Here is a 20,854-nt window from a genome sequence, read left to right as displayed (position 1 = left end):
CCATATCGGCGGCTCAGTTTGATCTGGATCAAATAGGCCTCGGGTCGGAATTGATAAACATCAAGACGCAGACGCAAGAAATCGGGATAGATGACCTTGGGGCCGAAGCGTAACACGGACGCAGGCAATATGGTCGGATCGGGGCATCGAACATGGACATCGCGCGCAGTGAAGATCCTGACATAAGTATTCCGGCGACCTGCCGCGTCTGCGAGGCACGCCAAGGTGTCGTCTGCAGCGCGCTGACGGCTGCCCAACTGCGCGAACTCTGCCGGCATTCGACGCGCCGCAAACTCGATTCCGGCTGCGAGATCGTCGCCCAGGGCGAAGAGGTCTCCTCCTATTCCAACATCATGAATGGCGTCGTGAAGCTCTGCAAGGTGATGTCGGACGGGCGCCAGCAGATCGTCGGCCTGCAATTCGCGCCTGATTTCATCGGCCGCCCCTTCGTGCCCGAGAGCACCCTGTCGGCCGAAGCGGCCACGCCGACGGAAATCTGCGTCATCCCGCGCGGACTGCTCGACCGGATGATATCGGATACGCCTGAGCTGCAGCATAACCTGCATGCCCAGGCGCTGAAGGAACTGGATGCGGCGCGGGAATGGATGCTGACGCTCGGCCGCCGCACGGCCCAGGAAAAGGTCGCAAGCCTTCTCTATCTCGTCGCCACGCATGCTGAGCCGGAAACGACCAGCAGCGCAGCTTTCGACCTGCCGCTCTCACGCGCCGAGATTGCCGATTTTCTGGGACTGACCATCGAAACCGTCAGCCGCCAGATGACGAAACTGCGCAAGCGGGGCGTCATCCGCATCGAGAACAACCGTCATATCGTCGTTCCCGACATGGACGAGCTGGAGCGCCTCGTTACCGCGTGATCACCACGCGGGTATTGGCAAGGCCGTTTTCCTGCGTCATCGAGAAGAACTGTGCCGCATTGTTCGGATCGAGGCGTACGCAGCCATGCGAGGCCGGCGTGCCGAGCCGCTTGCGGTCGAAAGTGGCATGAACGGCATAACCGCCGTTGAAGAACACGGCAAACGGCATCGGCGCATTGTCGTATTTCTTCGAGCGATGATCGCGAGACAGCCATTTGGCGCTCCACGAACCGGTCGGCGTCGTATAGCCCCTGCGCGCCGTCGAAACCTTCCAGCGATACTTCACCCAACCGTTCTCGGTGACGGTCATCGTCTGCCTGCTGAGGCTGATATTGGCAACCAGCGTGGCCGCCTCGGCGGCAACGGGAGAAAATTGCAGCAATAATACTGCGGTCGCAGCCGCAAAAAACGTCTTCATGGTCGTCCCTCTATCGAACCTTTAAAGGCTTATTGTCGTCAACGAGGGAAGAGACTACGGCAATACTTGTTATTTTGCTTTAAGACGAATGGTAATCACATTTTTAACAGATGAGGGCAAATTGCGGCACGCGATGTCACTCTGGAAAACCGGCCTTGCGGTATCCATCGACGAAATGCGCAAGTGTCCCGGCATCACGGAATGGTTCCGTTTCGGCCCAATGGCCGATCGAAAATTGCGGATTGGCGACGAGGAACAGGTCGACCTCTGCGCGCGCCTCATCGAGCCGGCCGAGCTGGGCAAGGCCCGCCGCCAGGAAACGGCGTGAGCTTGTACGATAGGTCTCGTCCCGGCGCAGCGTCTCGACAACGGCTTCGTAGTCACCGGCTGCATACTGGGCCTGGCCGAGCGTCAGATAATACCAGCTTGCCGGAAACGGGTTCAGCCGGAACGCCTTGCCGATATGCTGAAGACCCTCGTCGATCCGCCCGGCGAGAACAGCGATATCGGAAAGTGCCGCCCAGGTGTCGGCCTCGTTCGGATCGAGCGCGATCGCCTTTTCGAATTCCGCATCGGCCTCGGCAAAACTGCGCTCATAGGCCAGCAGGTAAGCCAGCACCCATCGGCAGCCGGCATCGTTGGGATCGAGCGCAACAGCCTTGCGCGCCAATTCCAGGGCCACGCTGCGGTTTTCCTCCGTCGGCCCGCCGCTATGCACCCATCCCATCCAGTGGTTCAGCGCCAGCCATCGATGCGCCTCGGCGTAATCTGGATCGAGCGAAATCGCCCGCGTCAGCATCAGCTGCGTTTCCCGCGCCGTTTGCGGCGCATCGTCCATCAGTGTGCGCGCCCGCACGCAGAGATCGTAAGCCTCCAGATTCCGAGGCCGATTGCGTGGCGGCAGCGTGCGCAGCCGGCCAAGCAGCGCCTCGACGATCCTGCCGGTCACCTCGTCCTGAACCGCAAAGATATCGTCAAGGCTGCGATCGAAACGCTCCGCCCACAGATGCTCACCCGCGAGTGCATCGACCAGCTGGGCATTGATGCGCACACGCCCCGCCGCACGCCTTGCGCTGCCGTCCAGCAGGTAACGCACGCCAAGCTCGTCGGCGATATCACGCACGTCCATCGCCTTTCCCTTGTAGGCAAAGGCCGAGTTGCGGGCGATGACGAACAGGCCCGGTATCCGCGACAGATCGGTGATCAGGTCCTCGGTCAGGCCATCGGCGAAGAAGTCCTGCCCGGGATCGCTGCCAACAAAGGGCAGCACCGCAATCGACGGCTTGTCGGGCAGCGGCAGCGATTTTCGCTTGGCTCCGGCAAACTGCCTGATCGTCCCCGTGAAGCGATAGCCGATGCGCGGAACCGTGGAGATCCACTCGCCGCCGTCTTCGGCCGGTCCCAGAAGCTTGCGCAACTGCGCGATCTGGACGGTGAGATTGCCCTCCTCCACCGCCATGCCCGGCCAGGCCGCATCCATCAACTCGGCCTTGCCGAGGATTTCGCCGGGCCGTCCGACGAACGCGGCAAGCAGTCTGACCCCACGGTGGCCGACAGCAACGGGATCGTCGTTCCGAAGAAGCGTTCCCGCATCCGGATCAAGCACGAACGGACCAAAGGCAAAGCGCGCTCCCTGCATGGCCGCGCATCCTAGAGGCTTTCATGCGGGGTTGGAACCGCGCTTGGCATCGAGGACGCGATCTGTGTAAATCCAGCAGCAGATGGTGGCGGCGACAACGAAATAATGACCATCTGAAAATTGAGCGTCGAGGAGGTTCCCATGGTTTTCTGGATAGCAAATCTGGTTGGATTGGCGATCGCTTATCTCCTCGGCTCCATACCCACGGGCTATCTGGCTGGAAAACTGCTCAGAGGCATCGATATCCGGGAGCATGGCTCCAGGTCCACCGGAGCAACCAACACATTGCGAACCCTGGGCAAATGGCCGGCCTTGGCGGTTCTGCTGATCGACGTGCTGAAAGGTGTCGCAGCAGTCGTCTTCGCCCGCTGGTTTTATCTCTGGTTCTCGACAGTCTCATCAGGCATCCCGCCGGCAGCGTCTGATCTGCAAAGCTCTGAGCCTTGGGCTGTTTGCCTGGCCGGTCTTGGTGTGCTGTTGGGGCATGGCCGTTCGATCTGGCTGAACTTTACGGGAGGCAAGTCGGCTGCGACGGGACTCGGCGTGTTGGTGGCGATGTCCTGGCCCGTCGGCTTGGGCGCTGCGGTGGTTTTTGGCGTTGCGCTGGCGGCCTTTCGGATTGTTTCTCTGAGTTCGATGCTCGCGGCATTGACGGCCATCGCCCTCGTCTGCGGCATGGAGCAACCGCTGCCCTATCGGTTGCTGGTGATCGCAGGCGGCCTATACGTCATCCTTCGCCATCGCGCCAATATCAGGCGGCTGCTGTCTGGGACGGAGCCACGCCTCGGGCAAAACAGCCTTTGATCGACCCCATACGCCGCGAGAGGAAGCCCGGTTAGCCCTGCCTGACGATGGCGCCGAGCGCGTTGACGAGCAGGCGCGATGCTGTCAGCGCCGACAGGCCGTCAATGTCGGCTGGTGGATAAAGCTCCACGAGGTCGAAGCCGGCAATGCGCGCCCGTCTGCCAAGGCCGGCGATCAGGTCGATCACCTGCGTGTAGGTGAGCCCGCCAGGGGTACGCGCCGCCACGCCCGGCATGATCCCTGGATCGAGGCCATCGCAATCGAGAGTGACGACCACTTGCGCGCCCTCGGGGATATGCTGCAAGGCGGCCTCGACGCCGGCGGCATGAATCTCGCGGGCGGTCACGAGATGGCTGCCATAGCGCAGCGCCGCTTCGACCTCGGTCAGCCGCGCACTGCCGACGCCGCGCATGCCAACCTGCACGATGCCGGCGACATGCGCCATCTCGCTAACCCGTCGCATCGGGTTCGAATAGCCGTAGCGCTCGCCATGGAGCTCGTCGCGCCAGTCGATATGGGCGTCGATCTGCAGGACCCAGACCGGCCCGTGATCCGCGAAACCCGCAAGGAAGGGAATGGGCACGGAATCATCACCGCCGAGCAGGATCGGCACGGCCGGCAAGGCCAGCACCTCGCGCGTCTTCGCCTCGATCCGCGCCCGGTTGCCTTCATTGTCGTGCATGCTGGTTTCGATCTCGCCGGCATCGACGCAGCAGACCGGCCCGCCGGCAAAGAGCGGGCCGCCGAGATCGAAATCCCAGTGCTCGATCAGACCGGCATCCTCCTGGCTCGCAGCACGAATGGCATCGGCGGCGAGCGCATAGCCGCTGCTGTCCTTGCCGGGATAAGTGCTGCCGTGAGCGGCCGAGAAGATCACCGCCTGCGGCGTGCGGCCTTTGGCGAGGCGTTCGGGAAGGCCGAGAAAGGAAAGCGAGCCGGTCATGTCCTTTTGTCCTGATGGGTCACGCCGACACCATCGTATCGGTGGCCAAAAACTCCTCCAGCGCCTTCAGCAATGCCGTCCATCCATGCTTGCGGCCTTCGGCACCGTCACTTGGCGGAATGACGCACATCTGTTCGGTGTAGGTCAATCGGGTGCCGCCGCCGTGGTCCGCAAATACGACGGTGGCGAGCGACACTGAGTGAATTCTCCCATTCAGCGCCATCGAATAGGCGAAGACGATCCGCTCACGGTCCGCGATCTCGAAATATCGGGTTTCGTTGGTATGCGTGCCCATATCCGAGACATGCGTGAGATGCTCGGCCCCGCCTGGCCAGAACTCCAGCTTGGTCATGCCGTTGCCGAGCCACGCTTTCTTCTTTTCCATCAGCGCCCAGGCAGACCAGACATGGTCGCGGCAATTCGGCAGGGCGCGTTCGATCACGATCGTTTCATGAACTTGCTTTGGATTTGTCATCTCATTGCTCCTGATTAAGAAACGTGGCCAAGCGATCGAGGCGGCCTTCGAGGGCACGGCGATGCTCGTGCACCCATGACTCGACCCAACTCAGCGCATCCGGCGCGAGACTGACGGTTCGAACCCGGCCCAATTTGACGGATGTTACAAGCTCGGCCTCTTCGAGAACCCGCAGGTGCTTGAGAAGGGAAGGACGCGCCAGATCAAAGGGTTCGGACAACTCGGAGACTGACGCAGGCCCCCTCACAAGTCTTTCGACGACTGCGAGCCGCGTCGGATCGGAGAGTGCGCCAAAAATACGTGGCAGGTTGGGTTCATACGTAGCCATATGGCTACGTAATCACAGGGCGGCTCCACTGTCAACATAGGTAGCCAGATGGATACCTTTCGACGCCTTTGCAAATTTTTGAGAACTTTTTGGAAGCGCTTAATTACGGCACTCGCCGCATCCTCCAGACTCCGGACTCGTTCGAAGTCGAAGGTTCCAAACCTTACAAACCCAATGGAGGTGATCATGAGCGATTGCTGCACTCTTTTATGCGCCTCGCATCGCAGACCGTCGCACAGGCATCATGGCCTGATCGTCCTGCGAAGCGTGATCGCGCGCTGGTTCTGGCGCGTCCACATCCGCCGGGAGCGGAAACAAAGGTCGAAGATCAGCCCAGCCCTGCTCGATGACATCGGCCTGACGCAGCAACAGGCAGGGTCAGAGGCCGCTGGGTTCTTCTGGCACGTATGAGGCAAATGCCGCGATGACAGACGATAGCCAGTTTCCCCGAGCCGCAACAATCGGCCGGCCCGCCACGACACCGCCGCAGGACGCGCGCCTCCCATGGGCCGCGATGGCAGGCATCATCGCGACCGTCTCGGTCTTTGCCATGGCGCAGGGCCTGACATATCCGCTTCTGAGCTTCATCCTCGAGCGGCAGGGCATACCATCCGGCCTGAACGGCCTGTCGGCGGCGATGACACCAACCGGCTTCATCGTCTCGGCCCCCTTCATTCCCGCCCTGTCGCACCGCTTCGGTGCCATCAGACTTGCCATCCTCTGCTCGATCCTCGCGGCGCTGAGCCTGATCGCCATTGCCGCGATACAAGATATCTGGGCCTGGATGCCGCTGCGCTTCCTGCTCGGCTTCTTTGCCAACCCGCTTTACGTCATCAGCGAAACCTGGCTGCTCGCCATCACGCCCGCAACGCGCCGGGGCCGGATCATGGGCCTCTATTCCTCGATCGTTTCGGGAGGCTTTGCCATCGGCCCGCTTTCGCTCGGCCTCGCCGGCACCGAGGGCTGGCCGCCCTTCCTGATCGGCATCGCAGCCTTCCTTGCCAGCGGCCTGATCGTGCTTGCGGTCACCCCTCGCCTGCCGGACATGCCGCGAGAAGGCGAAGCCACATCGGTCGGTGGTTTCTTCAAGCTGGCCCCGATCCTGCTCTTTGCCGTTTTCGTCGCTGCTGGTTTCGAGCAGATCCTGCTCGCGCTCTTCGCCGTCTACGGCGCCGCCCTCGACGGCACCGAACAGCGCATCGCCTCGCTGATCACCTGTTTCATCGCAGGCAATGCCGTGCTGCAGATCGTGCTCGGCCGCATCGCCGAAAACCTCGGCTCGCGCCGCACCCTGCTCCGCTGCGTCCTCGCCTGCCTCGCCGGCTGCCTGCTTTTTCCAGTCGTCTTCGACACCTGGCTCATCTGGCCACTGGTCTTCGTCTGGGGCGGCGTCTCCTTCGGCATCTACACCCTGTCGCTGATCCAGCTCGGCGAGCGCTTCACTGGCCAGTCCCTCGTCGCCGGCAACGCCGCCTTCGCCCTGGTCTGGGGCCTTGGCGGCATCGTTGGCTCACCCGCGACGGGCATGGCGATGCAGATAATAGGTCACCAGGGCCTGCCGCTGTCGCTCGGCCTGCTGAGCGGTGCACTGGCGGTACTGCTGATGGCGAAGAAAAGGCTGGGCTGACAGCGAACCTAAAGCAGGCAGACGAAGGCTACGAAGGTAAGCAGCGTCAGCGCCATGCAGCTCGCCTGGAAGACCGAAATCCCGGCCTCCACATCGCCTGCCGTTGCCACATCCCGGCCCGTGCCGTTGATCATCGGCTCGCGCACGACCATACCCGAATAGACGCGCGGGCCGGCAAGCTGGAGATCGAGCGCCCCTGCCATCGCCGCTTCCGGGCGGCCGGAATTCGGCGAGCGATGCAGCTTGCCGTCGCGGATGCCGACACGGAAGGATTCGCGGAAGGCCGATGTGCCGCGGCGGATGCCGGCGCCGACGGCGATCAGCAGAATGGAAAGACGGGCGGCCGGCCAGTTGGCGATATCGTCGAGACGGGCCGAAGCCCAGCCGAAATCGACATATTTTTCCGATCGGTGGCCGATCATCGAATCCGCCGTATTCAGCATCTTGTAGAAAAACAGTCCCGGCAGGCCGAAGATCGCATACCAGAGAGCCGGCGCCACCACGCCATCGGAGAAATTCTCGGCGAGGCTCTCGATCGCCGCGCGACAGACGCCCGGCTCATCCAGCGTTTCCGGATCGCGCCCGACGATGCGCGACACCGCCTTGCGCCCGCCGACGAGGCCATCGCTCTTCAGTGCCGCGGCAACCGCCGCGACGTGATCCGACAGGCTCTTCTGCGCCAGGAAGATCGCCACGCAGAAGACTTCGAGCAGGATGCCGACCGGGCCGAAGAGCATGAGGAACCAGTGCAGCACCAGACCGGTGACCACAGCAAGCGCCGACAGTGCCATGATCGCCACCACGCCATTCTGCTTACGCTGCGCCTTGCTCAGGCTCTCACGATTGAAATGCTGGTCGAAGTAGCCGATCGCCCGGCCGAAGATCGCAACCGGATGCGGCACCCGCAGCCACAGCCATTGCGGATCGCCGATGATGCGGTCGAGCAGCAGTGCCAGAACCAGCACGAGAAAATGTTCATCCAAACTCATCGCTCAAAGCTCCGAAGGGCCGCAGCCAGTCTCGCATCATCAGCAGCGTCAGGTGTTAGGCCGAAGCGCAGCCAGTCCGGCTCGTAATCGAACCGGCGGACGAGAATATGATGGCGGCAGAGAGTCGTGTAAATGTCACCGGCTCTGGCGTCGGCAACGAGCGTGAAAAGCGGCGTGCCGCCGGCAATGGCAAGGCCGGCGCCGACAACAACGGCATGAAGCCCCCGATGGCGCTCTGCAATCGAGCCGGCAATCGCGGAGACATCCGAATTCAGCAGCGAGCCCGCAAGCGACAACGCCGGCCCCGATACTGCCCAGGGACCGAGCCAGTCCTCGAAGCGAGCGAGAATATCGCCCCGTGCAATGGCAAAGCCGAGCCTCAGTCCCGCAAGCCCGAAGAACTTGCCGAAGGAGCGGAAGATGATGAGGTTCGAAAGCCCTGATGCCCGCGGCGCAAGGCTGGCCTCCGGGCTCGTATCGCCGAAAGCCTCGTCGACAACGAGAAAACCGCCACCCGCCTTCAGCCGCTCGTGCAGCGCTTCCAGCCTGTCGGCAGTCTGTATCCGGCCATCCGGATTGTTCGGATTGACGACGACGGCCAGCCCATGCTGCGGACCAATGTCCTCGATATCGCCGACCGCATCGACAGTAAAACCCGCAGCACCAAAGGCCCGCGCATATTCCCCATAGGTCGGCGAGAGGATCGCAACTTTTCTGCCCCGCTCGACGAGCCGCGGCAGAAGCTGGATAACCGATTGCGTGCCCGGAACCGGCAGCGGCAGGATCGCGCCGCTGCGATAGTGATCCCGCGCCGCATGTCGCGCCGTCTCGATCAGATGCCGGTCCGGCAGGCGATGCCACACCCGCGCTGGTATCTCCGGCAGCGCCACCGGATTGGGATTGATGCCAGTGGAAAGATCCAGCCAATCCTCCAACTGGCCGCCGAAGGCCGCCGCCGCCGCGGTAATGCCGCCGCCATGCACGATCGGCGCATTCATGCAGTTGCTCCTGCAAGATCGATCAGATGCATGTAGGAGCCGGCCACCTGCCCGCGCCTCAAGCCTGCGACGCCGAGATCGTTGCCGAGCGCATCCTGCGTGGCGAAAAGCCGGTCGGCCTCGCCTTCGGAAACGATGGTCGAATAGTGGAATTCATGCGCCGTCATCGGCTTGTCGAAGAAGCCGCCCGCAAGCGGCGTCACGCGCCGGTAGCCGAGATGCCGCTTGCGCGTCTCGTAGCTGGTAACGACCGGCAGCAGGCCGAGCATTTCATGGCGCACGCCTCCCCCGTCGATCAGACCGTCGCCGAGCACCATGTAGCCGCCGCATTCGCCATAGATGCGCACGCCGCGCGCCGCCGCAGCTTTCATCGCCGCGGCAAAATTCTGCGAGGCCGAAAGCCTGCCGGCATGCAGCTCGGGATAACCGCCCGGAAGATAGATCGCATCGGCACTCTCTGCCGGCGCTTCATCCGCCAGCGGCGAGAAGAAAGAAATCTCTGCCCCGCGCCGCCGCCAGCCGAGCAGCATATGCTCGTAGCAGAAGGCAAAGGCGATATCGCGGGCAACGGCAATGTGCCGGCCGAAAGGCATCAGCCGGGCGATATTGGCAGCCGACGGCCGGTTCATGCCCTGACGCGCGATGCGCAGCAGGAACTCGAAATTGCACTCTTCCGAGACGGCATTGGCGGCATAATCGATGAACGCGTCGAGCGCCCCATGCTCGCCCGCCTGCACCAGCCCGAGATGCCGCTCCGGCAGGGCGAGCATCGCATCCTTGTGGATGACGGCGACGACAGGCATGCGGATCGCTTCCAGCGCCTGGCGCAGCATCGCCTCATGCCGGTCGCTGCCGACCTTGTTCAGGATGACGCCGGCAATGCGTACATCGGCGCGGAACCCGGCAAAGCCGCTGACGAGCGGCGCCACCGACTGCGACAGCCGCGAGGCATCGACGACGAGCACCACCGAAAGCCCAAGCTGCGCGGCCAGTTCCGCCGCCGTGCCGCGCCCGTCCGCCGCGCCGTCGAACAGGCCCATCATGCCCTCGATGAGCAGCACCCGGTCGCCGGAACGGTGCAGCGTCGCATTGGCCGAAATCAGTTCCGACCGCATGCCCCAGGGATCGAAATTCAGACAGAGCGCGCCGCTTGCCGCCGCATGAAAGGCCGGATCGATGTAATCAGGGCCGGCCTTGCCGGGCGCCACCGCCACGCCGCGATTGCGCAGCGCCCGAAGCAGCCCGAGTGTCACCGTCGTCTTGCCGGAACCCGAGGATGGTGCGGCGATCAGCAACCCGCTCATGCGCTCTCCCTCCCTTGCCCGCCGGCCTGTCGAAAAGGATCGGGCTGCAGCCGCCGTCCGCCAAGCGCACCAAGCCAGTCGAGCGAGGCCCGCAGCCGCACCACTTCGCCGACGACGACGATCGCCGGCGGCTCCAGCCCGGAGGCGGTAACGGCAACGACCGCTTCGCCAAGTGTCGTTTCCAGCACCTGCTGGTCGCCGGTCGCCGCATTGCAGACGAAGGCGACGGGCTCGGATGCCGGGCGGCCGGATGCAATGAGGTTGGCGCTGATCTGGGCGATATGTTTCATCGCCATATACATGACGATGACAGGCGAACCCTTGCCGATCGCTTCCCAATTGATCGCATCAGGCACAATGCCGGAGGAATCATGACCGGTGAGAAAAGTCACTGCATGATTGATCTCGCGATGCGTCACCGGAATACCGGCATAGGCAAGCCCGCCGATGCCGGCAGTAATGCCCGGCACGATGCGGAAGGGGATATTGTGCTCGACCAGCGTCAGGGCCTCTTCCCCGCCGCGTCCGAAGACGAAGGGATCGCCGCCCTTCAGCCGCAACACGCGTTTGCCGGCCCGCGCCAGCTCCACAAGCCTCAGAGAAATATCCCGCTGCTTGGCCGAGGGCTTGCCGCCGCGTTTTCCGGCATATTCGAGCTCGGCGCCCGAGCGCGCGAGCTTCAGGCATTCCTCATTGACCAGTGCGTCATGGACAATCACATCGGCCTCGGCGAGCCCCTTGGCAGCAAGGAGCGTCAGCAGGCCGGGATCGCCCGGACCGGCGCCAACGAGCCAGACGCTGCCCGACTCCAGCGCCGGCAGATGTGAGAATGCGCTATTCATCATTTTGTTGATCTAGGCCCAGCAAGAGGCAAGGTCAACGCCGTCCGCCCCACCTCGCTTGAAGTTGCTGAGGTGACGATGACTCACTTTGCAAACAGGTGGATTCGATCTCGCAGGAAAGCGACGCAATGATATGAATATGTTGTAATATTACTCAAGCGGGGCTGCCCGCAGCACCGACCGTCGCCAAAGTCGCTCAACTCCTCTTTCGTCATGCTCGGGCCTGTCCCGAGCATCTGCAGCGGCCGCAGCAGACCCTCGGCACAAGGCCGAGGGTGACGCCGCGTGATGCATGCGGCAGTCGTCGATTGAAGTCGCTCACGCGCGCAGAAGCGTCTCGCGGATCAAGCCGATCACTTTTTCCGACTCGATGCCGGTGGCAACGATCTGGCTCGGCAGGTCATCCCAGTGACCCGGTGGGAAGTGGCGGCCATCCGGCTTGATGACCGTTTGGCCATCGGCAATGCCGCCGCAGACAACGCGCACCGTGCCCGTGATCGTCTTGAACAATTCCGGTGCCACGACATAGACGCTGGCGCAGCTGTCATGCACCATCATGCCGTCTTCGACCGCATGCTTGTAGAAGTCGATATAGGACTGCGAAAGTGCGTTGAGCTGCTTGACCGCCTTGTCGCCCTTGGCGGCCATGTCGCCCAGATAGCTGCGACTCATCGTGGTGATCGCCGTGACATCGAGACCGATGACGACGACCTTCCACGGCGCGGTCAGCACGATATCGGCGGCTTCCGGATCGCCGTGAATATTGGCTTCGGCAACCGGCGAGACATTGCCCGGCATATAGAAATTGCCGCCCATGATGACGACGTCCTTCACGAGGCTGGCAATCTCGGGGTCTTCCTTCAGCGCCAGCGCTAGGTTCGTCATGCGGCCGACGGCGACCAGCCTCACCTCGCCCGGATTGGCGCGCACGGTCTCGATGATGAAACGATGCGCCGGACGCGGATCGAGCGGCAGGTCGATGACATCAGGCACCGGCATGTCGCCAAGGCCATTTTCGCCATGCACCATGGTCGGCCACGGACGCTCGTGGCGCGACGGATCGATGGTCACGCTCGCCCCCTTCGCTACGGGGGCGGCAATATCCCATTCCCGCTTCAGGAACAGCGCATTGCGCGTCGTCGTCTCGATCGAGGCATTGCCGAAGACTGTGGTGATACCAATGAGATCGATCTCGGGATGGCGATGCAGGAAAAGCAGCGCCATTGCGTCATCGACGCCCGGATCCGTGTCATAAATGACCTTGTGCATGTATATCCTCTAGATGTGAATCGCTGGCCTGCCGGACGGCGCCGCGAGATGCCGCCACCATAACGCCCGTCAGGCTTTCTGCAACCCGATGCGGGCGACAGCCGCTGTCGCATGCCGAGATTTGATCTTGCCGAGCGTCAGTTCCGCCTGCGCGCCAAGAGCTGCAAGTGCCGCCGCTTCCGCCACGCCATGGCAGCCGACTCGGGCAAAGACGATCTCGGAGGGATTCCTGAGCCGTGGCGTCTCCGCCTCCAGCCGCGCCGCATCGAAGAACACGGAGGGCACGGCAAAATGCGCCGCAACGGCAAGGATTGCCCGTTCTTCCCTTCGGCTGTCGATCGAAGCGACAGCGGCAAGCCCCGCCCCGCTGATGCCGGCCGCTTCAAGCGCCTCGACAGCCAGCGCCATCACCTCGCCAACCGGAGCCCCGCGCTCGCAGCCAAGCCCAAGCACGTGCCGTCTTGCCTCATCGATGATGATCTCACTCATTCCCGTCAGCCGATTACGCCCCGCCGTGTCCCTGGAGCCATTGCAGCTTGGGACCGGAAATGCAACAAGGCCGCCCGAACGCCCCGCCCCGTGCACTCACCTTGAATGCCCCTCCCGGAATAGCCTCGTGCCTGACATTGCCCTCCATCTGCTTCTGCTGCTTTGTGCGGCTGCCTTCTTTGCCGGTTTCGTCGATTCCATTGCCGGCGGCGGCGGCCTGATCACCGTTCCCGCCATGCTGATCGCCGGCATCCCACCGCTGCAGACGCTCGGCACCAACAAGGTGCAGTCGCTCTTCGGCGCCGCCTCGGCAACCATCGCCTATGCCCGCAAGGGCCATGTGAAGCTTTCGGAACAATTGCCGATGGCGCTGATGGCCGTCATGGGTGGTTCGCTGGGTGCCGCACTCGCCACGCTCGTTCCCGGCCAGGTGCTGCAGGCCGTCATGCCGGTGCTGCTGGTGGCGATCGCCATCTTCTTCGCCGTCAAACCGAACCTCAACGATTCCGACACGCACCGCCGGATGACGCCCTTCCTCTTCGGCCTGACGCTGGTACCTATCATTGGCTTCTATGACGGCGTCTTCGGCCCCGGCACCGGCTCCTTCTTCATGCTGGCTTTCGTCACCCTCGCCGGCTTCGGCATGCTGAAGGCGACGGCCCACACCAAGCTTCTCAATCTCGGCTCGAATTTCGGTGCCCTCGTCGTTTTCGCAAGCTTCGGCGCCACGCTCTGGAAGATCGGCCTTTTGATGGGCGTCTGCCAGTTTCTCGGCGCGCAGCTCGGCTCCCGGCTCGCCATGCGCATCGGCGCAAAACTCATCAAGCCGCTGCTCGTCATCGTCTGCATCGCCTTCGCGATCAAGCTTCTGGCCGATCCGACAAACCCGCTGCGTGTCTGGCTCGGGGGCTAGAACTTGATCTCATCAATCGTGGTGAGCGTCGTCTTGGCCGAAACACCCGGCGCATTGGCAAAGTGCCAGGCGACATACTGCTCGGCATAGGGGTCGGTAGACGACATGCCGTCGACGGGCAGGATGACGTTCATGCCCTTCAGCGCCGCATAGGCCGCCGTATTCAGCACCGCGCCTTCTGATGCCGTGCCGGCCACGATGATGGTCTTGATGTGTTTCTCGCTCAGGATCTTTTCGAGATCGGTGTTGATAAACTTGTTGGCGCCGGCTTGTACGATCGCATCGCCCGCCTTCGGTGCCAGCACGCTGGCGATATCCCCCTTCGTAGCACCACCGGTGATGCTGTAGATCACGGGCACGCCGCTCTTGCGGGCCTCGTTCATTAGCTTCTCCACCTTCGGAAGCGAGGCGATGCAGCGCGGTTTGTTCTTCGTGTTGCATGGCCCCTTGGTCGGGTCCTGCGCGCCGTTGAAATCGAGGAGCAGCAGTGCCGTATCCGACGTATTCACGCTGACCGGCTTCAGCGCCGGTGCTGGCGGCACCTTGATCGTATTCCAGTCATCGATAATAGTCGCCTGCGTCGCGGATGCGCTGAGAAGCGCGATGGCGAATGCGGCTAAGGCTTTGTACCTACGGGTTTTCACCAATGTCTCCTCCGGGGCAAAAGGGTCGCAGCAAATCTCCAGGCTGCCTCCACGCCTGTCAAATCACCAAGCCGCGAGATGAGGAATTCCAACAAAAATGTACCGCGATTTTGCATCCGCAATTGCGTGAAAACCGATCGTCGATCTGTCTTCCATTACCTCCCGCGTAATTGATAGGCTGCACCGCTTTCGCCGATGATCGCCCTGCCTGAACATGACAGGCAACCAAAAGGAGATGATCCGATGAACGATGCCCCGACAAACGACGCAACCACCAACGCCGAGCGCTACCTCGCCATCTGGAACGAGACGGACGCCGCCCGCCGCCGCGCTCTCATTGCCGAGAGCTGGGCGGATTCCGCAACCTATCTCGATCCGCTGATGCGCGGCGAAGGCCATGAGCAGATCAACTCGCTGGTCGAGGCCGTGCAGAGCCGCTTCCCCGGCTTTCGCTTCGAACTGATCGGCACCGCCGACGGCTATGGCGATGTCCTGCGCTTCTCCTGGGGCCTCGGCCCCGAAAATGGCGAAGCACTGATCAAGGGCACGGATTTTGCCGAACTCGAAGGCGGCAAGCTGAAATTCGTCTGCGGCTTCATCGACCAACTGCCGGAAGCCGCCTGATGACGCCGACCGCCCGCTCTCTCGGAGATCACCTGCGCGAATGGCGCCAGCGCCGCCGCATGAGCCAGCTGGATCTGGCGCTGGAAGCCGATATCTCGCAACGGCACTTGAGCTTCATCGAGAGCGGGCGCTCGACCCCGAGCCGCGAGATGCTGCTGCATCTGGCCGAACGCCTCGGCGTGCCCTTGCGAGACCGGAACCCGCTGCTGCTAGCGGCGGGTTTCGCCCCTGTCTTTGCCGAACGCGCGCTCGACGACCCAGCCCTTGAGCCGGCGCGGCGCGCCATCGACATGGTGCTGAAAGGCCACGAGCCCTTCCCCGCCATCGCCATCGACCGCCACTGGACGCTGGTTGCGGCCAATGCCGCCATCGCACCCCTGCTCCAGGCTGTTGCCAATCCATTCTTGCTGGAACCACCGGTCAACGTACTGCGCCTCAGCCTGCATCCGCAGGGCCTTGCGCCTGTCATCGCCAATCTTGCCGAATGGCGCGCCCACCTTCTCGACCGCGTGCGCCAGCAGATATCGGTCTCCGGCGATCCCGTCTTGGAAAAGCTTCTGAAGGAACTGCTCTCCTATCCCGCACCCGAAGCTGCCGGCGAGAGCCATGCCGACCTTGCCGGCATCGCCGTACCGCTAAAACTCGCGACGAAAGCAGGCCTGCTCTCCTTCATCTCGACAACGACCGTCTTCGGCACGCCTGTCGATATAACCCTGTCGGAACTGGCGATCGAAACGCTCTTCCCGGCCGATGAGGAAACGGCCGCGATCCTGCGCGGCCATCTCGCGAACTAGAGCAATTCCAGCAAAAGTGTGCAGCGGTTTTGCGTCCGGAATTGCGTAAAAAAGAGATCGAGGATCAGAATTCCACGCCCGGCTGCCCCTTGATGCCGGAGCGGAAAGGATGCTTGATCAGCTCCATCTCGGTCACGAGATCGGCGATCTCGATCAACTCGTCCTTGGCATTGCGGCCCGTCAGCACGACATGCGTCATATAGGGCTTCTCGTTTTTCAGGAATTCCACCACCTCGTTGATATCGAGATAGTCGTAGCGCAGCGCGATATTGATCTCGTCGAGCAGCACCATGGAGTTGCGCTCGTCGCGGATCAGCTCCTTGGCCTTTTCCCAGGCAGCACCGGCCGCCGCCACATCGCGCGCCCGGTCCTGCGTTTCCCAGGTAAAGCCCTCGCCCATCGTATGGAACTGGCAGACATCGGAGAAATGCTTCTCGATCAGGTCGCGCTCGCCCGTCCACATCGCGCCCTTGATGAACTGTATGACGGCGGAAGGCTTGCCATGGGCGATATGGCGGAAGATCATGCCGAAGGCGGCGGACGACTTGCCTTTGCCCTTGCCGGTGTGGACGATGATCAAGCCCTTCTCATCCGTCTTGGTCGCCATGATCTTGTCGCGGGCGGCCTTCTTCTTCGCCATCTTCTCGGTGTGACGGGCATCGTCCTTTTCGGCTGGTACGACTGGCTCTTCGGTCATGGCTGGCTGCCTGCTCTTTTCCTGGTTTCGTTGACTTCACTGAGGTCGAATTGGGCGGAGTTGCTGCGCGGCGTCCAGAGCCTGCGCTCGATCGCCTCCGCCAGCCGCTCTTTCATCTCGGAAAGGGCGGCCGGGTTCTTCTCGGCCATGAAATCGCGTACCTTGGGGTCGGCGACGAAGGCCTGATAGACCGCCTCGAAATGATGGTTGCCGACGGCACCCGTCGTCGCCGCAAAGGCAAAGAGATAATCCACCGTCGCTGATATCTCGAAAGCACCCTTGTAGCCATGGCGCATGACGCCCTCGATCCATTTCGGATTGACGACGCGCCCGCGCACCACCCGCCCGATCTCTTCTTCGAGCGAACGGATCACAGGCTTTTCCGGCCGCGAATGGTCGTTGTGGTAGATCGCCGGCCGCATCCCGCCAAGCGCTTCCGCCGCAGCCGCCATGCCGCCTTCGAACTGATAATAATCGTCGCTGTCGAGCAGGTCATGCTCGCGATTGTCCTGGTTCTGCACCACAGCCTGGATGGACCGCAGCCGCTCCTCGAACACCCCGCGTTCTGCCTGTCCTTCCTCACCCGCGCCATAGGCATAGCTGCCCCAGACGAGATAGGCTTCGGCAAGATCCGCCCGCCGCTCCCAGCCCTTCTCGTCGATCAGCGCCTGCAGACCGGCGCCATAGGCCCCCGGCTTCGAACCGAAGATACGATAACCCGCCCGCTTTGCCGCCGCCTTCTCATCGAGCCCGGCCGCTGCCAGCCGCGCCGCCTCGCCGCGCATGCGCCCGGCTATCGGATTATCCGCCGCATCCTCGTCCAATGCGCCGACAGCGCGGATCGCCTTGTCGAAAAGCGCGATCTGCTCCGGGAACGCATCTCGGAAAAAGCCTGAAATCCGCAGCGTCACATCCACCCGCGGCCGCCGCAGCATGGCCGGCGGAATGATCTCGTAGCCGGTGACACGCCGCGAGGCCATGTCCCAGACCGGCTTGACGCCGATCAGCGCCAGCGCCTGGGCGATATCGTCGCCCCCGGTGCGCATATTCGACGTGCCCCAGGCCGTCAGCCCGAAGGAGACGGGCCATTCGCCGTGATCCTGCACGTAACGGCGGATCAGCAGTTCGGCGGATTTCTTGCCAAGCTCATAGGCCGCCGGTGTCGGCACCGCACGGCTGTCCACCGAATAGAAATTCCGCCCCGTCGGCAGGACGTCAGGCCGGCCACGCGTCGGCGCGCCGGATGGACCGGGCGGGACGAAACGGCCGTCGAGGCCACGCAGCAGACTGGCGATTTCGGCAGTACCGCAGGCGAGGATCGAGGGCTTGAGACGGGCTTCGATTTCGTCGAGCACGCATCTGGTTTGGGACCAGAGGGTTGAGCAGTCAATCTCGCCGGAAACGAGCTTGGCGGCGAGCAGTTCGATGCGCTCGACGGTGTCGCCGTTGGTGCGCCACGGGGCGTCGAGGATATCTGCTAGGATTGGCGGCTTGGGGCCAGTCCAGATGGCGGCCATATCGCAATCGAGAGGGTCGAAGGTGGAGTTACCCCCCTCTGTCCTGCCGGACATCTCCCCCACAAGGGGGGAGATCGACAAGTGGCTGGACCGTCGCCCTACATCGGTCGTTTGGGGAGACCCGTGCCGCGATTCAATCTCCCCCCTTTTGGGGGAGATGTCCGGCAGGACAGAGGGGGGTGCCACAGGCAAAACGCCCAACCCAAAATCCCCCGCAATCGCCCGCTGCAAACTCGCATCCCCACCCTCACCCAGCCCACGCGGCACCCGCGCCAACGCCACGGTGAGATCCGTCAGCAACCGCCCTTCCGGCGACACCCCAAACACATGCAGCCCATCCCGGATCTGCATTTCCTTGAGATCGCAGAGATAGGCATCAAGCTTCTTCAACGCCTCGCCTTCACTCTCCCCCCTGGCGATTCCCGCATCCCGATCGAGCCCGATATCGGCAACAAGCTCCAGGATCTGGCGAGACAGCAACCGGATCCGCCTGGGATCACCACCCGACGCCTCGTAATATTCATCGACCAGCGCCTCCAGATCCTTCAGCGGCCCATAGCTTTCGGCCCGCGTCAGCGGCGGCGTCAGATGATCGATGATCACGGCGCCGGTGCGGCGCTTGGCCTGCGCGCCCTCGCCGGGATCGTTGACGATGAAGGGGTAGAGATGCGGCAACGGCCCGAGGATCGCTTCGGGATAACAGGTCTCCGACAGCGCCAGCGCCTTGCCCGGCAGCCATTCCAGATTGCCATGCTTGCCCATGTGAACAACGGCGTCAGCACCGAATTCTTCGCGCAGGAAAGCGTAGAAGGCGAAATAACCGTGCGGCGGCACGAGATCGGGTGAGTGGTAGCTTTCCTTCGGATCGATATGATAGCCCCGCGCCGGCTGGATCCCGATCAGCAACCCGCCGAACCGGGCAAAGGGCAGCGCGAAGCCACCCTCTCGCAGATAAGGATCGGCCTCGGGATCGCCCCATCGGCCCGTCACCTCATCTTGAATCTGAACGGGAAGAGACGAGAAGAAGCTCGTGTATCGACTCAAGGAAAGCGTCTCGCGCACCACCCTGCCGTCAAAGCCGGAATTGGTCGGCCCCGCCATCAAATGCCGCATCAACGCATCACCATCAGCGGGAATATCGGCGACAGGATAGCCGGCCGCCGCCATCGCCCGCATCACCTCGATGGTGCCGGCGGGCGTATCGAGGCCGACGCCATTGCCAAGCCGTCCATCGCGATTCGGATAATTCGCCATGACGAGCGCGATACGCCGCTCCGCCGCATTCCTCTGCCGCAACCGCGCCCAGTTGGCGGCAAGGGCGGCCACATATGTCATGCGCCCGGCATCAGGTTCGCTGGAAACGATATTGGCCTCGACCGCGGCATCATAGCGGGCAGCAGCCTTGAAGGAGACGGCGCGCGACAGCACGCGGCCATCCACCTCCGGCAGTGCGACATTCATGCCGAGATCACGGGCCGAGAGCCCTTGCGAAGAGGCAGCCCAGGCCTCCCGCGACGAAGCGGAAAAGATCGCCTGCAGCACGATGGCGTCGTTCGCCTCCAGTACCGTCGGTTCACGATCGGCACCGGGGGCGGAGACGGCAAAGCCGGTGGTGTTGATGACGACGTCGGGCTTGAGGTCCACGAAGATACTTTCGAGGATGCCTTTGGAGACCGGGTCCTTGAGGCTGTAGGCGAAGACCGGCAGCGGACGCAGGCCTTGCGCCTGCAGAGCCTCGATCAAGGCTTCGACGGGGCGGGTTTCGCCGCTTTGGACGAGTGCGCGGTAGAAGGCGATCGCGACTGCCGGGGGTTCAAATCCCTCCTCCGCTACCATCATTTCCGGTGATGGACTTAGATCGGGTGGATGATCGCTTCGGTCCTGCGCTGCGGTACCCCCCTCTGCCCTGCCGGGCATCTCCCCCACAAGGGGGGAGATCGAATCGGGGAGGGCTTCTCCCCAAACAACCGATGTAGAGCGAAGGTCTCGCCCCTTGCCGATCTCCCCCCTTGTGGGGAAGATGTCCGGCAGGACAGAGGGGGGTGCTACGCTCTCGATAGCTGCGGGAGAAACGCCCGAAACAAGCCTCTCCCACTCCTCAACCCCAACCAGCCCCCGCCCCGGCCACCAGATCCCCGCCTTCATCAGCGGTGCGGCGGGCGCCGGCTTCTCCGCGCTCGAGAGCATCGCCGAAGCATAGGCAAGAAAGCCCCGCGCATTGGCATCGCCGCCCTCGATCAGATAGGCCCAGAGCGCATTCAGATCATCCAGCGCCACATTCGAAAACGGCGTCAGACCCGCATCGGGCTTCGCATCCCCCGGCAGCACCGCAATCAGCGCACCACTGCGCGCCGCCACCGCATGCAGCGCCTCCAGCGCATAGTGGAAATAGCTCGCCCCACCCAGCGCCCGCACGATGATCAGCTTCGCATGCCGCGCCGTGCGTTCAACGTAAGTATCGACCGACATCGGATGCTTCAGGCTCATCAGGCTCGCAAGCCGCAGCGAATGCTCGGCCGCCCCGCCGGCATGAGCCGCGGCAATTGCCGCAAGCTCGGTGTCGGCAGCCGACAGGAACAGGATATCGCCCGGCGACTGACCGAGGTCGATTGCCTCGTCCCCGTCGCTGATCGTTCCCTGCTGGGCCAGAAGCAGATGCATTTTA

At 63.0% G+C, this 20,854-nt stretch carries 20 protein-coding genes; 6 read left to right on the top strand and 14 right to left on the bottom strand.

Going from position 1 to position 20,854, the window contains the following annotated elements; all coding sequences use genetic code 11:
* Nucleotides 1-152: 152 nt before the first annotated feature.
* Nucleotides 153-875 carry a Crp/Fnr family transcriptional regulator gene (locus tag FHT82_RS28720; RefSeq protein ID WP_183736109.1) on the top strand — a complete coding sequence of 241 codons (723 nt, stop codon included), beginning with the start codon at nt 153-155 and terminating at the stop codon, nt 873-875.
* Here the strand turns inward: FHT82_RS28720 and FHT82_RS28715 are convergent.
* Nucleotides 865-1,293 carry a L,D-transpeptidase gene (locus FHT82_RS28715; RefSeq protein WP_183736108.1) on the bottom strand — a complete coding sequence of 143 codons (429 nt, stop codon included), beginning with the start codon at nt 1,291-1,293 and terminating at the stop codon, nt 865-867. The genes FHT82_RS28720 and FHT82_RS28715 overlap by 11 nt on opposite strands.
* Before the next feature lie 136 nt (nt 1,294-1,429).
* A complete protein-coding gene (locus tag FHT82_RS28710) occupies nt 1,430-2,932 on the bottom strand; it encodes a winged helix-turn-helix domain-containing protein (RefSeq protein WP_183736107.1) in 1,503 nt (500 codons plus the stop codon).
* A gap of 141 nt (nt 2,933-3,073) precedes the next feature.
* Here FHT82_RS28710 and plsY point away from each other — a divergent pair, with 141 nt between their 5' ends.
* Nucleotides 3,074-3,736 (top strand): glycerol-3-phosphate 1-O-acyltransferase PlsY, encoded by a 663-nt coding sequence (plsY, locus tag FHT82_RS28705; RefSeq protein WP_183736106.1) that lies wholly within the window; start codon nt 3,074-3,076, stop codon nt 3,734-3,736.
* 31 nt (nt 3,737-3,767) lie between these two features.
* Here plsY and FHT82_RS28700 read toward each other — a convergent pair whose 3' ends face one another.
* The 3 genes from FHT82_RS28700 to FHT82_RS28690 are packed head-to-tail and all read right to left on the bottom strand — an operon-like array spanning nt 3,768 to nt 5,482.
* Nucleotides 3,768-4,679 (bottom strand): agmatinase, encoded by a 912-nt coding sequence (locus FHT82_RS28700; protein ID WP_183736105.1) that lies wholly within the window; start codon nt 4,677-4,679, stop codon nt 3,768-3,770.
* 19 nt (nt 4,680-4,698) lie between these two features.
* Nucleotides 4,699-5,154, bottom strand: a complete 456-nt coding sequence (locus FHT82_RS28695; protein ID WP_183736104.1) for an SRPBCC domain-containing protein — start codon at nt 5,152-5,154, stop codon at nt 4,699-4,701.
* Between the two features lies 1 nt (nt 5,155).
* A complete protein-coding gene (locus FHT82_RS28690) occupies nt 5,156-5,482 on the bottom strand; it encodes a metalloregulator ArsR/SmtB family transcription factor (protein ID WP_183736103.1) in 327 nt (108 codons plus the stop codon).
* Between the two features lie 514 nt (nt 5,483-5,996).
* Between FHT82_RS28690 and FHT82_RS28685 the strand changes: the two genes are divergently transcribed.
* Entirely contained in the window at nt 5,997-7,109 is a 1,113-nt protein-coding gene (locus FHT82_RS28685) for an MFS transporter (RefSeq protein ID WP_246698256.1), read from the top strand.
* 8 nt (nt 7,110-7,117) lie between these two features.
* Here the strand turns inward: FHT82_RS28685 and cbiB are convergent, their stop codons facing one another.
* The 6 genes from cbiB to FHT82_RS28655 form a co-directional block, all read right to left on the bottom strand.
* Complete coding sequence (gene cbiB, locus FHT82_RS28680) at nt 7,118-8,098, bottom strand: adenosylcobinamide-phosphate synthase CbiB (RefSeq protein WP_183736101.1); 981 nt, start codon at nt 8,096-8,098, stop codon at nt 7,118-7,120.
* The gene (gene cobD / locus FHT82_RS28675) at nt 8,095-9,096 is read right to left on the bottom strand and encodes a threonine-phosphate decarboxylase CobD (protein WP_183736100.1); all 1,002 of its coding nucleotides are present in this window, start codon (nt 9,094-9,096) and stop codon (nt 8,095-8,097) included. Before cobD ends, cbiB begins: the two co-directional genes overlap by 4 nt.
* Nucleotides 9,093-10,400: a cobyrinate a,c-diamide synthase gene (locus FHT82_RS28670; RefSeq protein WP_183736099.1), complete on the bottom strand. Its 1,308-nt coding sequence runs from the start codon at nt 10,398-10,400 to the stop codon at nt 9,093-9,095. Before FHT82_RS28670 ends, cobD begins: the two co-directional genes overlap by 4 nt.
* The gene (gene cobA / locus FHT82_RS28665; RefSeq protein WP_183736098.1) at nt 10,397-11,245 is read right to left on the bottom strand and encodes a uroporphyrinogen-III C-methyltransferase; all 849 of its coding nucleotides are present in this window, start codon (nt 11,243-11,245) and stop codon (nt 10,397-10,399) included. Before cobA ends, FHT82_RS28670 begins: the two co-directional genes overlap by 4 nt.
* 315 nt (nt 11,246-11,560) lie before the next feature.
* The gene (locus tag FHT82_RS28660; RefSeq protein ID WP_183736097.1) at nt 11,561-12,511 is read right to left on the bottom strand and encodes a nucleoside hydrolase; all 951 of its coding nucleotides are present in this window, start codon (nt 12,509-12,511) and stop codon (nt 11,561-11,563) included.
* Between the two features lie 69 nt (nt 12,512-12,580).
* The gene (locus FHT82_RS28655) at nt 12,581-13,000 is read right to left on the bottom strand and encodes a cobalamin biosynthesis protein (protein ID WP_183736096.1); all 420 of its coding nucleotides are present in this window, start codon (nt 12,998-13,000) and stop codon (nt 12,581-12,583) included.
* 127 nt (nt 13,001-13,127) lie between these two features.
* Here FHT82_RS28655 and FHT82_RS28650 point away from each other — a divergent pair, with 127 nt between their 5' ends.
* Nucleotides 13,128-13,913 (top strand): TSUP family transporter, encoded by a 786-nt coding sequence (locus tag FHT82_RS28650; protein ID WP_183736095.1) that lies wholly within the window; start codon nt 13,128-13,130, stop codon nt 13,911-13,913.
* Here the strand turns inward: FHT82_RS28650 and FHT82_RS28645 are convergent.
* Nucleotides 13,910-14,557 (bottom strand): isochorismatase family protein, encoded by a 648-nt coding sequence (locus FHT82_RS28645; RefSeq protein WP_183736094.1) that lies wholly within the window; start codon nt 14,555-14,557, stop codon nt 13,910-13,912. The two genes, FHT82_RS28650 and FHT82_RS28645, sit on opposite strands and share 4 nt — an antisense overlap.
* Before the next feature lie 243 nt (nt 14,558-14,800).
* Between FHT82_RS28645 and FHT82_RS28640 the strand changes: the two genes are divergently transcribed.
* Nucleotides 14,801-15,181, top strand: coding sequence for a nuclear transport factor 2 family protein (locus FHT82_RS28640; protein WP_246698249.1), 381 nt, complete (start codon nt 14,801-14,803; stop codon nt 15,179-15,181).
* Nucleotides 15,181-15,975: a helix-turn-helix transcriptional regulator gene (locus FHT82_RS28635; RefSeq protein ID WP_183736092.1), complete on the top strand. Its 795-nt coding sequence runs from the start codon at nt 15,181-15,183 to the stop codon at nt 15,973-15,975. Before FHT82_RS28640 ends, FHT82_RS28635 begins: the two co-directional genes overlap by 1 nt.
* Before the next feature lie 64 nt (nt 15,976-16,039).
* On the opposite strand, the gene cobO is transcribed toward FHT82_RS28635, so the two are convergent.
* Together cobO and cobN are read right to left on the bottom strand one after the other, a co-directional pair.
* Nucleotides 16,040-16,672 (bottom strand): cob(I)yrinic acid a,c-diamide adenosyltransferase, encoded by a 633-nt coding sequence (gene cobO / locus FHT82_RS28630; RefSeq protein WP_183736091.1) that lies wholly within the window; start codon nt 16,670-16,672, stop codon nt 16,040-16,042.
* Entirely contained in the window at nt 16,669-20,850 is a 4,182-nt protein-coding gene (gene cobN, locus FHT82_RS28625) for a cobaltochelatase subunit CobN (protein ID WP_183736090.1), read from the bottom strand. Before cobN ends, cobO begins: the two co-directional genes overlap by 4 nt.
* Nucleotides 20,851-20,854 lie beyond the last annotated feature (4 nt).

Source organism: Rhizobium sp. BK275 (assembly GCF_014193555.1).
Classification (GTDB): Bacteria; Pseudomonadota; Alphaproteobacteria; order Rhizobiales; family Rhizobiaceae; genus Rhizobium.
Note: the sequence above shows the minus strand (reverse complement) of the source record. Positions and strands in the feature narration are given on the sequence as shown.